General features: G+C 72.8%; 13 protein-coding genes. 1 reads left to right on the plus strand and 12 read right to left on the minus strand.

Features of this window, described 5'->3' with window-relative positions; genetic code table 11:
• The first annotated feature begins 61 nt into the window (after nt 1-61).
• Nucleotides 62-499, plus strand: a complete 438-nt coding sequence (locus ABZ842_RS34720; protein WP_361546305.1) for a cold shock domain-containing protein — start codon at nt 62-64, stop codon at nt 497-499.
• A gap of 49 nt (nt 500-548) precedes the next feature.
• Here ABZ842_RS34720 and lpdA read toward each other — a convergent pair whose 3' ends face one another.
• The 12 genes from lpdA to ABZ842_RS34780 all read right to left on the minus strand — a co-directional run bounded on the left by lpdA (nt 549) and on the right by ABZ842_RS34780 (nt 13,387).
• Nucleotides 549-1,949, minus strand: a complete 1,401-nt coding sequence (gene lpdA / locus ABZ842_RS34725) for a dihydrolipoyl dehydrogenase (RefSeq protein WP_361546308.1) — start codon at nt 1,947-1,949, stop codon at nt 549-551.
• A gap of 387 nt (nt 1,950-2,336) precedes the next feature.
• On the minus strand, nt 2,337-2,531 hold the full coding sequence (locus tag ABZ842_RS34730) for a hypothetical protein (RefSeq protein WP_361546311.1): 195 nt from the start codon (nt 2,529-2,531) through the stop codon (nt 2,337-2,339).
• 445 nt (nt 2,532-2,976) lie between these two features.
• On the minus strand, nt 2,977-3,855 hold the full coding sequence (locus ABZ842_RS34735) for a phosphatidylinositol-specific phospholipase C/glycerophosphodiester phosphodiesterase family protein (RefSeq protein WP_361546314.1): 879 nt from the start codon (nt 3,853-3,855) through the stop codon (nt 2,977-2,979).
• A gap of 175 nt (nt 3,856-4,030) precedes the next feature.
• On the minus strand, nt 4,031-4,711 hold the full coding sequence (locus tag ABZ842_RS34740; RefSeq protein WP_361546317.1) for an ATP-binding cassette domain-containing protein: 681 nt from the start codon (nt 4,709-4,711) through the stop codon (nt 4,031-4,033).
• The gene (locus ABZ842_RS34745) at nt 4,704-5,627 is read right to left on the minus strand and encodes an ABC transporter ATP-binding protein (protein WP_361546392.1); all 924 of its coding nucleotides are present in this window, start codon (nt 5,625-5,627) and stop codon (nt 4,704-4,706) included. The genes ABZ842_RS34740 and ABZ842_RS34745 overlap by 8 nt, the downstream gene beginning before the upstream one ends.
• A 41-nt stretch (nt 5,628-5,668) precedes the next feature.
• Nucleotides 5,669-6,535: an ABC transporter permease gene (locus ABZ842_RS34750; protein WP_361546320.1), complete on the minus strand. Its 867-nt coding sequence runs from the start codon at nt 6,533-6,535 to the stop codon at nt 5,669-5,671.
• Nucleotides 6,528-7,493: an ABC transporter permease gene (locus ABZ842_RS34755; protein WP_361546395.1), complete on the minus strand. Its 966-nt coding sequence runs from the start codon at nt 7,491-7,493 to the stop codon at nt 6,528-6,530. Before ABZ842_RS34755 ends, ABZ842_RS34750 begins: the two co-directional genes overlap by 8 nt.
• Nucleotides 7,494-7,555: 62 nt before the next feature.
• Nucleotides 7,556-9,127 carry an ABC transporter substrate-binding protein gene (locus tag ABZ842_RS34760; protein ID WP_361546323.1) on the minus strand — a complete coding sequence of 524 codons (1,572 nt, stop codon included), beginning with the start codon at nt 9,125-9,127 and terminating at the stop codon, nt 7,556-7,558.
• A gap of 162 nt (nt 9,128-9,289) precedes the next feature.
• Complete coding sequence (locus ABZ842_RS34765) at nt 9,290-10,450, minus strand: acyl-CoA dehydrogenase family protein (RefSeq protein ID WP_361546326.1); 1,161 nt, start codon at nt 10,448-10,450, stop codon at nt 9,290-9,292.
• Nucleotides 10,447-11,637 carry an acyl-CoA dehydrogenase family protein gene (locus tag ABZ842_RS34770; protein WP_361546329.1) on the minus strand — a complete coding sequence of 397 codons (1,191 nt, stop codon included), beginning with the start codon at nt 11,635-11,637 and terminating at the stop codon, nt 10,447-10,449. The genes ABZ842_RS34765 and ABZ842_RS34770 overlap by 4 nt, the downstream gene beginning before the upstream one ends.
• Nucleotides 11,634-12,647 carry an NADPH:quinone oxidoreductase family protein gene (locus ABZ842_RS34775; protein WP_361546332.1) on the minus strand — a complete coding sequence of 338 codons (1,014 nt, stop codon included), beginning with the start codon at nt 12,645-12,647 and terminating at the stop codon, nt 11,634-11,636. The genes ABZ842_RS34770 and ABZ842_RS34775 overlap by 4 nt, the downstream gene beginning before the upstream one ends.
• Before the next feature lie 134 nt (nt 12,648-12,781).
• Entirely contained in the window at nt 12,782-13,387 is a 606-nt protein-coding gene (locus tag ABZ842_RS34780) for an XRE family transcriptional regulator (RefSeq protein WP_361546335.1), read from the minus strand.
• Nucleotides 13,388-13,568 lie beyond the last annotated feature (181 nt).

Below are 13,568 nucleotides of genomic sequence, written 5' to 3' on the forward strand. Positions count from 1 at the left end.
GCACGGGTCCGCCGAGAGGTGGCGGGCCGGCTGGTTCGTTGTTTTGGTGTGGAGGTGTGGTGTGTTGTTGAAGGGCAAGGTCCTGCGGTTCGACGAGATCCGTGGATATGGGTTCATCGCTCCCGACGACGGGGGCGACGACGTGTTCATGCACGCGAACGACCTGGTGGACGAAAAGTACCTCTACCACGACGGCAGTGTCGTGGAGTTCTTCCTGGAGCACGGTGAGAAGGGGCCCAAGGCGTCCCAGATCCGGCTCATCCACCAGTCCACGGCGCGCAAGCTCACGCGGACGGCACCCGAGTCGCGGGGTCAGGACATGTCGGCCACGTTCCGCAGCGAGTCGGACGACGAGTCCGACGACGCTGCCGAGTTCAGCGCCGAACTCACGGACGCGCTCCTCGGCTGCTCGGACACGCTGACGTCCCTGCAGATCAAGCAGGTGCGCGCGTGCGTGCTGGCGATGGCCAGAAGCCGCGGCTGGGTCGCGTCGTCGTAAGGCGGTACGGGGCGCCCGCAGCACCGCCGGACGGCGTTGCTGCGGGCGCCTACATGTTGATCATGTGGCCGGCCAGTCCGTGGATCGCCTCCTTGACCGCCTCGCCGAGCGTGGGGTGGGCGTGGACGTTGCGCGCCACCTCGTGCACGGTGAGGTCCCACTGCTGGGCCAGCGTCAACTCGGGGAGTAGTTCGGTGACTTCGGGGCCGATGAGGTGGGCGCCGAGGATCTCGCCGTAGCGGTCATCGCTGATGATCTTCACGAAGCCGACGGGGTGTCCCAGCCCGTGCGCCTTGCCGTTGGCGGTGAAGGGGAACTTGGCCACCTTGACGTCGAAGCCGCGCTCCCGGGCCTGCGCCTCCGTCCAGCCGAAGCTGGCGATCTGCGGCTGGCAGTAGGTGGCTCGCGGGATCATCACGTAGTCCAGTTCCATGGTCTCCGCGTCCGCGATGGTCTCGGCCGCCACCACGCCCATGGACTCCGCCGCGTGCGCCAGCATCAGCTTGGCCGTGACGTCGCCGATGGCGTAGATGTGCGGCACGTTGGTGCGGCAGCGGCCGTCCACGTCGACGGCGCCGCGCTCGGTGAGGCGCACGCCGGTGTTCTCCAGGCCGTAGCCCGTGACGTTCGGCGCGAAGCCGATGGCCTGGAGGACCTTCTCGGCCTCCAGCACCTGGCGTTCGCCGCCCTTGGCCACGGTGACCCGCACGCGCTCGCCGGAGTCGTCGATCGCCTCCACGGCCGTACCGGTGAGGACCTTGATGCCGAGCTTGCGGTAGTGCTTGGCGAGCTCCTTGGAGACCTCCTCGTCCTCCAGCGGGACGAGGCGGTCGAGGAACTCCACGACGGTCACGTCCACGCCGTAGCTGCGCAGGACGTACGCGAACTCGACGCCGATGGCGCCCGCGCCGGCGATGACGATGCTGGCGGGCAGCGTCTCGCTGAGGATCTGGCTCTCGAAGGTGACCACGCGCTCCGACAGGGCGGTGCCGGGCAGCAGCCGCGGGCTGGCGCCGGTCGCGACGATGCAGTGGCCGAAGGTCACCGTCTCGGTGCCGCCGTCCGTCCGGGCGATCGAGAGGGTGTGGTCGTCGACGAAGGTGCCGCGGCCGTCGAACTGGGTGATGGCGTTCTTCTTCATCAGGTAGTGGACGCCCTTGACGCGCCCGTCGGCGACCTTGCGGCTGCGCTGGAAGGCCGGTCCGTAGTCCACCGTGACCTGTCCGCCGGTGGAGATGCCGTACGCCTCGGCCTCCCCCGTGACGAACTGGACCATCTCGGCGTTGCGCAGGAGCGCCTTGGAGGGGATGCAGCCGACGTTGAGGCAGATGCCGCCCCAGTAGCGCTCCTCCACGACGGCGGTCGAGAGGCCGAGCTGCGTGGCGCGCACCGCGGCGGTGTAGCCGCCGGGGCCCGCTCCCAGGACGAGGACGTCAAAGTGTTGGCTCACACCAGCACCCTCGCCACGCCCGGGCCGGGACGCAAGCGCATCGGTACAGCACGCGCTGTGATCTCCCCCTCACCGGTCGCGCCCCTTGGCCCGGTCGGGTGACGGTCAGCCGGGGGCAGTCCGGCGGTGCGCGGACCGTTCGGTGTCGAACAGGGGCGCGAGGGGCGGTACGCAACCCCGTCGCAACGTCGCGGGCGGTTCACTGGGCGGCTCACCGCGGGGAGCGTCGGTTCCCCGTGGGGCGGCCCCGTCCTGGGCCGGCGTTGCTCGGGCGGGGACTCGGGCCGGTGACCTCCCACGACCTCCGGGGCGGCCACCGGAACGCGGACCGGGCCCCGGAGCGGAGTCGGCGCCGCTCCGCGGCCCGGTTCCGCGGGACGTCGGGCCTCACGGTTGGAGGCTGCTGACGACTTCGGCCGTGGCCGCGACGCCCTCGTGGATGGTCGGCGCCATGCTGGTGCCCGCGAGGAAGAAGCCGAGCAGCGCGCAGACCAGGGCGTGGGAGAACTTCAACCCGCCGTTGCGCAGGAAGATCACCGCCAGCACCACCAGGAGCAGCACCACCGAAATCGAAATGGCCATCGCCAACCGCCTTCGTTACGCCGGATTTGTGGCATTCGGCGGTCAGTCTGGCGCAGCGGGGCGGGGCGGGGGCGCCGTGGCGTGTCCGCCGTACGAGTGGTGTGGACGAAGCCGCCGTTTCCCTGCGGGAACGTTGGTCTCTACCGGCCGGTGGTGGGCTTGTCGCGCAGTTCCGCCCCCTACGCCCAGAGGGCGTGGGGGGACCCCCAGCGCCACCTGTTTCGCCGCCCCCGTCATTTGTCTGCGGGCTGAGACGAAGGCATTTAGGGGCGCGGGGAACTGCGCGAACAGCCCACCACCGGCCAGTGGAGACCAACGCTCCCGCAGGGAAACGGCGGCTACGTCCAAAGGCGCAGGGACGCGCGCGGGGCTTTACGGACACGACCTTGGGCCGCCCGCATGGCGGGCGTGGTGAAGGCGCCGACGGCGTCCGCGGGTTGGCGCGTCAGGAGGCGTGGTCGTGGGTGCGCAGGAAGCGCTCCAGGCCGGCGAGGTCGTCGGTGTTGAGGTGGTCCACGCCGGCGGCGAGCAGTTCGGTCCACAGGGCGTCCCGGGCCGGGCCGGGTGCGTCGGGCGTCGCCCAGAACCGTATCCGCCGGCCCTCTTGGTGCGCCGCGGTCACCAGCGCGTGCAGCCGGGCGCGCTCGGCTGGCGGACAGGGGCCGACGCCCTGCCAGCCGAAGTTCTGGTTCCAGTTGCTGGAGATCAGCGGAACGAAGGAGGCGGGGGCAGCTGCGCCGAGGTCGTCCAGGCGGCCGTCGTACGCGGCGTAGCGCACGCGTTGCGCCTCCATCGGCGCGCGGGCGGCCCGGTCGCCCGACACGACGGGGGATATCGCGCCGGGATACGTCCGACCGTTCGACCAGCGGGTCAGCATCCTCCGGTACGCCCGCAGTTGGCGGTCGAGTTCGAGGTAGCAGGCGACGCCGTCCGCCTTGATGTCGACGAGCAGTTGGACCGGGCGGCGGTGGCCCCGGTGGACGGCGCCGTGGTGGGCGCGGACCCGGGCGAGCAGGGGGTCGAGGTAGAGGGAGCGCAAGGTGCGCGCGGGATCGAGTTCGGCCGGCGTGTGCGCCACCAGCAGGTCCCCGTTCACCAGGAACACATCGGCTTCCAGGCTGGTGAAGCCGTGCGCGAGCGCATCGTGCAGTGGGCGCGGGTGGAGGTAGTCGTTGTGTGCGTGGGCGCGGCGCAGCGGGCGGGGGCGGGGGCGCTGCCCGCCGTTGCCCGGGCGTTCGGCCGCCTCGGCGACCGTCGGGACGGCGACGCTGGCGGCGAGCGCTCCGGCGAGGGTTCCGACGGCACGGCGGCGGGTGGTCGGCACGGTGGACCTCCGGTTCGATGGCGATCGACGGGCGGGAGGGACACCTGAGTATGGGCGGCGGCGGACGGCCGGCGGGAGGGGGCTCGCGCAGAGTTCGGCGGCCGGTCACCGACGGCTCATCCGCGGTCTTCCTGCCGGGCCGTGCACCGCGGCCGTCCTCACCGGGTGCCCGGCCTCAGCCCCGCGCCGGTTCCTTCGCGCCGTCGGCCACCTCGTCCCAGCGCAGCGTGCGGTCGCACCAGCGCTCCAGCAGCGTGCGGTCGTGGCCCACCGTGAGCAGCCCGGCACCGCTCTCACTGCGGTACGCCTCGACGACCGCGACCAGCGCGGCGGTGGTGGAGGCGTCCAGCATCGCGGTCATCTCGTCGCAGACCAGCCACCGCGGGCGCAGCACCAGCGCCCGCGCCAGGCAGGCGCGTTGGAGTTGGCCGTCGCTCACCTCGTGGGGGCGGCGGCGCAGCAGTTCGTCGGTGAGGCCGACCGCGGCGGTCAGCTCCGGCAGGCGCTCGCCCACCTCGGCGCGGCGGCCGGTGGCCCGCAGGGGTTCGGCGATGAGGTCGTGCAGCGAGAGCCGGGGGTCGGCGGAGAGCCGGGGCTGTTGGAAGACGACGCCGACGGCGGTGCGTAGCTCGCGCGGTGCGCGGTGGCGCCAGCCGCGGACCTCTTCGCCGTCGATGACGACCCGACCGGAGCGCGGCGGGTGCAGCAGGGCCGCGACCCTCGCGAGGGTGGACTTCCCGCAGCCGCTGGGGCCGAGGAGCCCGACGGCCTCGCCGGGGGCGACGGTCAGCGAGGCGTCGCGCACTGCGGGCGCGGCCCGGTCGTATCCGGCGGTGACGGAGTGCAGTTCAAGCACGGTTGGCCTCCTTCGTCAGCACGTCGGCCGGGTGGTGGCAGGCGAGACCGCCGGTGAAGGCGGGACGCAGGGCGCACTGCTCGGTGGCGCGATCGCAGCGGGGGGCGAAGGCGCAGCCGTCGGGAAGGGCACCCAGTTCGGGCGGCAGCCCGGGGACGGGGGCGAAGTCGCGCTCGGGGAGCGCGGCGAGCAGCCCGCGGGCGTACGGGTGCCGGGGTCCGGGCCGGCCGAAGAAGGTGTCGGCGTCGGTGAGTTCGACGATGCGGCCGGCGTACATCACGGCGACCCGGTCGGCGATGCGCTCCGCCGCGGCCAGGTCGTGGGTGATCATCAGCAGGGCGCGGCCGGAGGCGCTGTCGTCGACATGGCGGCGCAGTTCGTCGACGGTGCGGTCGACGAGGTCGCGGTCGAGTCCGGTGGTGGGTTCGTCGGCCAGCAGCAGCGGGGCTTCGCCGATGAGGGCGAGCGCGGTCGCGGCGCGCTGGGCGAGTCCGCCGGAGAGTTCGTGCGGATAGCGGTCGAGGTGGTCGGCGGGGAAGGCGGCTCGTTCGGCCGCGGCGACCGCCGCCGCCCGGGCCTGTTTGCGCGGCGTCTTCACCAGCGCCCGCAGGGTCTCCTCGATCTGGGCGCCCACGGTCCGCACCGGGGTGAGGTGGGCGGCCGGGCTCTGGGGTACGAGGCCGATGAGGCGCCCGCGTACGGTGCGGGCGAGGGTGCGTTCGTCGGCGCCGAGGAGTTCGATGTCGCCGACGGTCGCGGTGCCCGCCGTCTGGGCGTTGCCGGGCAGCAGGCCGAGGAGCGCGGACGCGAGGACGGACTTGCCGCAGCCGCTCTCCCCCACCAGCGCCAGGCACTCCCCGGCCGCGAGGTCGAAGCTCGCGGAGCTGACGGCGGCGATGTGGCGCCCGCCGCGCATCCGGAAGCGTACGGACAGGTCACGTACCGACAGCACGGTGCTCACAGCATCAGCTCCGATCGGCGGCGCGGATTGATCCGCTCCCGCCAGGCGCCGGCGAGTCCGGCGATGGCGAGGGTGGGGACGATCAGGAAGAGCCCGGGGAAGAGGGTGGGCCACCAGTCGCCGGCGAGCAGGGAGCTGCGGGCGCTCTGGACGAGGTTGCCGAGGCTCGCCTGGTGGCTGGGGAGCCCGAGGCCGAGGAAGGAGAGCGCCGACTCGTGCCACATGGCGTGCGGCACCATCAGCACCGCGGCGAGCCCGGCCTGCGGCAGCACGCCGGGCACCAGGTGGCGCACGGTGACCCGCCAGCGCGATGCACCGCCGGAGATCGCCGCGTCGACGTAGGGCCGGGAGCGCAGCGAGAGCACTTCGGAGCGGACGATGCGGGCGGTGGAGAGCCAGTGCGTGAGCGCGACGGAGGCGATCACCGGCCACACCCCGGGGCGGAACATCGCCACGATGAAGATCCCGAGCAGCAGGTGCGGCACGGAGGAGAAGGTGTCCACCAGGCGCATCACGACCCGGTCGACCCAGCCGCCGAAGGCCGCGGCGGCGGCGCCCACCAGGGTGCCGACGACGGTGGCGACGAGGGCCGCGACCAGTCCGACGAGCAGGGAGATCCGTAGGCCGTAGATGCACCGCAGCAGCAGGTCGCGGCCGACGTCGTCGGTGCCGAAGGGGTGGGCGAGCGACGGCGGTTGCAGCTTCTGGGAGAGGTCGACGGCCTGTTCGTCGAGTTGCACGATCGGGGGTACGACGAGGACGGCCAGCACCACGGCGGCGACGATCACCGCGGAGACGCTGATGCGGACGGTGCGGGTGGAGCGGCGGGTGCGTCCGTTGGAACGCCAGACGAGCTCAGCCATCGAAGCCCACTCTCGGGTCGGCCAGTCCGTACAGCAGGTCGGAGAGGAGGTTGCCGAGCAGCACGGCGGCGGTGGCCAGCACCGTGAGGGCGGCGAGCAGGGCGAAGTCGACCGAGGTGGCGGCCTCGACGGTGGCGGCGGCGATCCCCGGCCAGCTGAAGACGGTCTCGACCAGCAGGGCGCCGGTGATCAGTTCGGGGACCCGGGAGCCGATGAGGGTGAGCATGGGCAGCATCCCGGAGCGCAGGGCGTGGCCGAGGACGACGGACCGTTCGCCCAGGCCGCGGGCGCGGGCGCCGCGGACGGGGTCCTCGTCGAGTGCGTCGCCGACGCCCTGCCGCACGTACAGGTAGAACCAGGGCATCTGGGAGATCCCGAGGACGGCCGCCGGCAGCACCAGGTGGGTGGCGACCTGGTCGACGGTGACGACGTCGCTGGCGGTGTCGGTGAGCCCGCCGGAGGGCAGCACGCCGAGCTTGAGGGAGAAGAACCAGATCGCGAGGAGGCCGAGCCAGAAGGCGGGGGCGGCTTCGAGGGTGTACGCGACGGAGCTGACGGTGCGGTCGAGCCAGCCGCCGCGGTGGCGGGCGGCCAGGACGCCGAGGGCGGTGCCGAGGACCACGGCGAGCGCGAAGGCGGTGGCGGCCAGCAGCAGGGACCAGCCGACGCGTTCGCCGATCGCGTCGGCGACGGGCTGGCGCAGCACGGTGGAGTTGCCCAGGTCGCCCTGGAGGGCGGCGGTGAGCCAGTTCCACCAGCGGGAGACGAGGGGCTGGTCGACGCCGAGGTTGGCGCGTATCTGGTCCAGGTTCTCCTGGGTGGCGGTGAGTCCGGCGGTGCCGGCGTACGCCTTGACGGGGTCGAAGGGGGAGGCGGCGGCGACGGCGAAGACGCCGAAGGTGACCACCAGCAGGACCGGAACGGCGAACAGGGCCCGACGGCCCGCCATGCGGGCCATCGGACCCCAGGGGAGGCGGCGCCCCGTGCGGGGTGCCGCCTCCTCCTTGCTGAGGGCCGTGGTCACTTCTTCGGCTTCCAGTCCTCGACGTTCCACCAGGGGCCGGAGGCCAGGCCGTGCTCGTGCGGCTCGACCTGGGTGCTCAGCCCGTCCCAGGCGTCGTTGACGACGTAGACGTGGTCGATGTGGGTGAGGAAGGTGTAGCCGGGGTTCTTCTGGAGTTCGCGCTGCACGGTGTCGTACGCGGTCTTGCGCACCGCGGGGTCGCCGCTCTGCCGGCCCTGGACGAGGGCCTGGTCCACGGTCGGGTTGGCGTACCAGGCCATGTTGTTGAAGCCGTCGCCGGCGAGCGAGGAGGTCAGCAGCAGGTACTGGTCGTAGTCGGGGTCCGCGGGCGAGCCGCCGCCGGCGAGGACGGCGTCCTGCTTCATCCGGGGCTCGATGACCTCCCAGGTGCCGGCCTGGGTCTTGATCGAGATGCCGGCCTTCTTGGCGTCGGACGCGTAGGCGAGCGCGTGGTCCTGGCGGAGCTTGTCGCCGGCGGGGTACCAGAGCGGGAACTCGGCCCGTACGCCGTCCTTGACCCGGATGCCGTCACCGCCGGGCCGCCAGCCGGCGGCGTCGAGGATCTTCTTCGCCGCGTCGAGGTCGTGGGTGCGCTCGGTGCCCTTGGTGAACCACTCGCTGTCGGTGGGCACGGGCCCGTAGGCGGGCTTGCCGGCGCCTTCGAGGATCTGGTCGACCATGGCCTCGCGGTCGACGGCGACGTCCAGGGCGCGGCGCACGGCGAGGTCGCCGGTCACCTTGTTGTGGGTCGGCAGGGTCACCGTGCGGTAGTCGTACGTGGTGGCGGTGTGGGTCTTCTTGCCCTTGTCGCCCTTGAAGCCCTCGGCCAGGTTCGGCGGGAGGATGGCGCCGTCGAGGTCGCCCGCGCGCAGCCGGGTGGCGCGCACGTCGTCGTCCTTGATGACGGCCATGGTGAACTTCTTCACCTCGGGCGCGCCGCCCCAGTAGTTCGGGTTCGCCTTGAAGGAGATCTTCTCGCCGCGGGACCAGCCCGCGAGGAGGTAGGGGCCGGTGCCGACGGGCTTGGTGGTGAAGGCGCCGGTGTTGACGTCCTGGCCGGCGAGCGCGTGCTCGGGCACGATCGGGTGGACGGTCCGCTGGGCGAACGGAGCGTAGGGGTACTTGAGGGTGAAGACGACGGTGTCGTCACCGGTGGCCCGGACGTCCTTGAGCGCGTCGAGTTCCGACTTGGACGGGTTGTTCGTCTTCGGGTCGAGGACGGTCTTGTAGGTGAAGACCACGTCCTTCGCGGTGAGCGGCTTGCCGTCGCTGAAGGTGACGCCCTTGCGCAGGGTGTACGTGTAGGTGAGCCGGTCCTCGCTGACGACCGGGAGCTGCGCGGCGAGCGCCGGCTGGAGCTTCATGTCGGGGCCGAGGGCGAGCAGGCCGTCGAAGAGCTTGGAGTTGCCGTCCTTGCCGAAGCCGAGCAGCGGGCTCAGGCTCTCGGGCTCGGTGGCGATGCCGACGACGGCGGAGTCCTTGCCGCCCTTGCCCGACGAGCCGTCGTCGGGGTTGGAGCAGGCCGCGGCGCCCGCGGTGAGCGCGACGGCCAGGGCGACGGTCGTCACCCTGCGTGCACGGTTGTTGGAACGGGCCGGACGAACCGGTCGTGCTGACGGGACGGACACGGCACCCACACCCCTAATAAAGATCACCTGTTGTTGCGAACGCCTCGCAATTAAACAACATGTAAAGGGCACTGGGTACTGAGGCCCCTGACCTGGCGAAGGTCAGGGCGCGGGCAGGTCGACGAGCGCGGCCAGGGCGTCGCGGTGGGCGCCGGGCGAACCGAGTGCGAGCTGAGTGGACTTGGCTCGCTTGAGGTAGAGGTGCACGGGGTGTTCCCAGGTCATGCCGATGCCGGCGTGCAGTTGGACACACTCCTCGGCGGCGTGCACGGCGGCGTCGGAGGCGTACGCCTGGGCGACGGCGACGGCAACCGGGGCGTCGGGGCTGGCGGCGGCGAGGGCGTCGGCCGCGTTCCGGGCGGCGGCGCGGGCGGAGACCACCTCCAGCCACAGCTCGGCCATGCGGTGCTTGAGCGCCTGGAAGGAGCCGACGGGCCGGTTGAACTGGTGGCGTTCGCCGGTGTGCCGTACGGACTGGTCCAAGCACCACTCGGCGATGCCCACCTGCTCGGACGCCAGCAGCCCGGCCCCGGCGAGCAGGCCCCGGCGGACCGCTTCGGCGGCTTCGGCCGGGCCGGCGATCAGCCGCCCGCCCGCTCCCGGGGCGACGACGGCCAGCGGGCGCGTCAGATCGAGCGGGGTGAGGGCGGCGCAGTCGGCGTCGGCGGTGTCGACCGCGTAGAGGCCGTCGCTGCGGTGCACCAGCAGGACGGTGGCGGCGGGCACGTCCGCGACCCCGCGCACCGCGTCCGCTGCCGCGAGGGGCGCGGGCGGCGTCCAGGGGGAAGCGCTGAAGGGCACGGCGAGTACGGCGGTCGTACGCCCGGACGCCACGGCGGCCAGCAGCTGCGCGACCTCGTCACGGCCGGTGTCCAGGGCGAGCAGCGCCTCGGTGGCCATGACGCAGCCCGTCAGATACGGCGCCGGGGTCACCGCCCGCCCCAACTCCTCCAGCACCACCGCGGCCTCGCGGTGTCCGGCGCCCGCCCCGCCGAGGGCTTCGGGGACGAGGAGGCCGGCCGTGCCGACCTCGACGGCGAGGGTGTGCCACAGGTCCGGGTCGTACGGCTCGCCCGCCTCGGCGCGGGCGAGCAGCGTCGCCGTGCCGTCCGGGCCGACTGCGGCGGCCCGGTCGGCTCGGTCGGCAAGCACGGAGCGCACCGCGGCGCGCAGGTCGTCCTCGGCTTCGGAGTAGCGCAGGTCGCCCTCGTGGGCCGGGGGTGCGGCGGGGGCCGGCTCGCTCGTCGGCTCGGCGTCGCTCATCGGGCGAGGTCCTTCCAGGCGGTGTCCTTGTCGTCGCGCGGTTCGACGGGCAGCCCGAGGACGCGTTCGGCGACGATGTTCAGCAGCACCTCGCTGGTGCCGCCCTCTATCGAGTTGCCCTTGGCGCGCAGATAGCGGTATCCGGCGTCCCGGCCGGTGAAGTCCACCAGGTCGGGGCGGCGCAGCGTCCAGTCGTCGTACAGCAGTCCCTCGCCGGCGCGCAGCTCGACTTCCAGACCGCTGATGCGCTGGTTGAGCCGGGCGAAGGCGAGCTTGACGGCGCTGCCTTCGGGGCCGGGCCGGCCAGCGGCCAGTTGCTGGCGCAGCCGCGCGCCGGTGAGCCGGGCGACCTCGGCCTCCACCCACAGGGCGAGCAGTCGTTGATGGAGGTGGTGGGTGCGCAGTTCGGGGCGGTCGCGCCAGGTGGCGGCGGCCTTGCCGATCATGCCGCCCTCGCGGGGCAGCCGCATGCCGCCGATGGAGACGCGTTCGTTCATCAGCGTGGTGCGGGCCACCTGCCAGCCGTCGCCGACCGCGCCGATGCGATGGGCGTCGGGGATCGCCACGTCGGTGAGGAAGACCTCGTTGAACTCGGCCTCGCCGGTGATCTGGCGCAGCGGGCGCACCTCGACGCCGGGGTCGGTCATGTCGCAGATGAAGTAGGTGATCCCCCGGTGCTTGGGGACGTCGGGGTCGGTGCGGGCGACGAGGATGGCCCAGCGGGCGAGGTGGGCGCTGGAGGTCCACACCTTCTGGCCGGTCACCCGCCAGTGGTCGCCGTCGTGGACCGCGCGGGTGGCCAGCGCGGCGAGGTCGGAGCCGGCGCCCGGCTCGCTGAAGAGTTGGCACCACACCTCTTCGCCGGTCCACAGCGGACGCAGGAACCGCTGTCGCAGCGCGTCGGTGCCGTGGGCGAGGATCGTGGGGGCGGCCATGCCGAGGCCGATGCCGATGCGGCGGGGGTCGTTGTCGGGGGCGCCCGCGGCGGCGAGTTCGGCGTCGACGACGGCTTGGAGGGCGCGCGGGGCTGCGAGGCCGCCGAGCCCTTCGGGGTAGTGCACCCAGGCGAGTCCGGCGTCGAAGCGGGCCTTGAGGAAGGCTTCGCGGGTGCTGGTGGACGGCGGGTGCGCGGCGAGGAGGTCCCGGGTGCGGACGCGCAGCGCGGCGGCGTCGAGGGTGGTGCTCACCGCTCGGCCCCCTCGGGTGCGTCGGGCGCCTCCGACTTTTCGGGTACGACGGGTGCTTCGGGTACGACGACGAGACGGCCCGTGGTGGTCCCGTCGGCGACGCGTTGCACGGCGTCGGCCGCGGCCCGGAACGGGACCCGTGCGCTGACCAGGGGCGCGATGGCACCCCGGGTGGCGAGCTTCGTCAGCTCTTCGTGGCAGGCGAGGACCGCGGCGGGGTCGTGGCTGCGGTAGAGGCCCCAGTGGAGCCCGGCGATGGTGTAGTTCTTCACCAGGGCGTGGTTGAGGGCGGGGGCGGGGACCTCTCCGCTCGCGAAGCCGACGACGACGATCCGCCCTTCGAAGGCGATCGCCTTGGTGGACTGGGTGTACGCGGCGCCGCCGACCGGGTCGTAGACGACGTCGGCGCCGCGTCCGCCGGTGGCGTCCTTGACCACGGCCACGACGTCGTCCGCGCGTCGGTCGACGACCGTGTCGCACCCGAGTTCGCGGGCCGTGCGGGCCTTGTCCGCGCCGCCGACGACGCCGATGACCCGGGCTCCGGCGGCCTTGCCGAGCTGCACGGCTGCGCTGCCGACGCCGCCGGCCGCGGCGTGCACCAACAGCGTCTCCCCGGCTTGCAGGCGGGCGCGGCGGTGGAGGGCGAACCAGCCCGTCTGGTAGCCGATGTGGAGGGCGGCTGCCGCGGCGTCGTCGAGGGCTTCGGGAGCGGGCAGTACGGCGTCGGCGTCCGCGAGCACGTACTCGGCGAAGCCCCCGGCGGGCAGCGAGGGGGTGGCGATCACCCGTCGGCCGTCCGCCGCCTCGGCGCAGACCTCCACGCCGGGGGTGAACGGCAGGGGCGGGCGGACCTGGTACTGGCCGCGGCACAGGAGGGCGTCGGGGAAGTTCACGTTCGCCGCAAGCACCCGGAGCAGGACCTGCCGCTCTCCCGGGACCGGCGGCTCGACCTCGTCGAGCCGCATCACCTCGCTCGGCTCGCCGTGTCGGTGCACTCGCCATGCCTGCATCTGTCACGCTCCACGAACCGTCGGCGGTACCGGACTCCCGGGCATACTAAGCAGTTGCTTGCCGCCCCGGGAAGACCGGTGGCGAGGACGCGCCACGGCGGCGGGAACTCGGCGGCAACTCGACGGCCGGTCGGTCAGGGGCCCTTGGGGCGCGCCCTGACGTGCATCCGCTCCCCCTGCGGACCGAACAGGCTCAGGAACTCCACCGGTTCGTCGCCCTGCGCCCCGAACCAGTGCGGCACCCGGGTGTCGAACTCGGCCGCCTCCCCCGGCTCCAGCACCACGTCGTGCTCGCCGAGGACGAGGCGCAGCCGCCCGGAGAGCACGTACAGCCACTCGTACCCCTCGTGGGTGCGCGGCTCGGGCTCGCTCGCATCGGGACGCTGCATGACCTTGTACGCCTGGAGGCCGCCGGGCCTGCGGGTGAGCGGCCACAGGGTCCGCACGCCGCGGACGATGGGTTTGGAGCGCACCCTCGGGTCGGTGACCGGGGGCGCGCCGACCAGTTCGTCCAGGGGCAGCCGGTGGGCGCGGGCGATCGGCAGGAGCAGTTCGAGGCTGGGGCGGCGTCCGCCGGACTCCAGCCGGGACAGGGTGCTCACCGAGATGCCGGTGGCCTCGGAGAGCGCTTCGAGGGTGGCTCCGCGCTCCCGCCGGATGCGCCGCAGCCGTGGCCCCACCTCGTTCAACACGTCCCCGATGCCGGGCACCTGATCGCCGTCACGCTCTCCGTCAGCCATGGGGTCATTGCAAAAGCAGCAAACACCTTTTGTCAATGCGCCCGGTCGCGCCGGGTCCGTCGCGGCGGGCGGACGGGGCCGCCGCAGATCACGATCCGGTGTCGAACCCTTGCCACCCGTGAATGTAATCGATTCCAATCCTTCTTGGAATCGATTACAGGACGATTCCCGAGTCAGGAGG

The organism is Streptomyces sp. NPDC047315 (assembly GCF_040643215.1).
Lineage (GTDB): Bacteria > Actinomycetota > Actinomycetes > Streptomycetales > Streptomycetaceae > Streptomyces.

Bases quoted from the DNA above. Each gene is read 5' to 3' on its own strand.
- ABZ842_RS34765 (WP_361546326.1), bottom strand. From the start codon at position 10,450: ATGAGCGACGCCGAGCCGACGAGCGAGCCGGCCCCCGCCGCACCCCCG.
- ABZ842_RS34755 (WP_361546395.1), bottom strand. From the start codon at position 7,493: ATGGCCCGCATGGCGGGCCGTCGGGCCCTGTTCGCCGTTCCGGTCCTG.
- ABZ842_RS34780 (WP_361546335.1), bottom strand. From the start codon at position 13,387: ATGGCTGACGGAGAGCGTGACGGCGATCAGGTGCCCGGCATCGGGGAC.
- ABZ842_RS34730 (WP_361546311.1), bottom strand. From the start codon at position 2,531: ATGGCCATTTCGATTTCGGTGGTGCTGCTCCTGGTGGTGCTGGCGGTG.
- ABZ842_RS34745 (WP_361546392.1), bottom strand. From the start codon at position 5,627: ATGCGCGGCGGGCGCCACATCGCCGCCGTCAGCTCCGCGAGCTTCGAC.
- ABZ842_RS34775 (WP_361546332.1), bottom strand. From the start codon at position 12,647: ATGCAGGCATGGCGAGTGCACCGACACGGCGAGCCGAGCGAGGTGATG.
- ABZ842_RS34750 (WP_361546320.1), bottom strand. From the start codon at position 6,535: ATGGCTGAGCTCGTCTGGCGTTCCAACGGACGCACCCGCCGCTCCACC.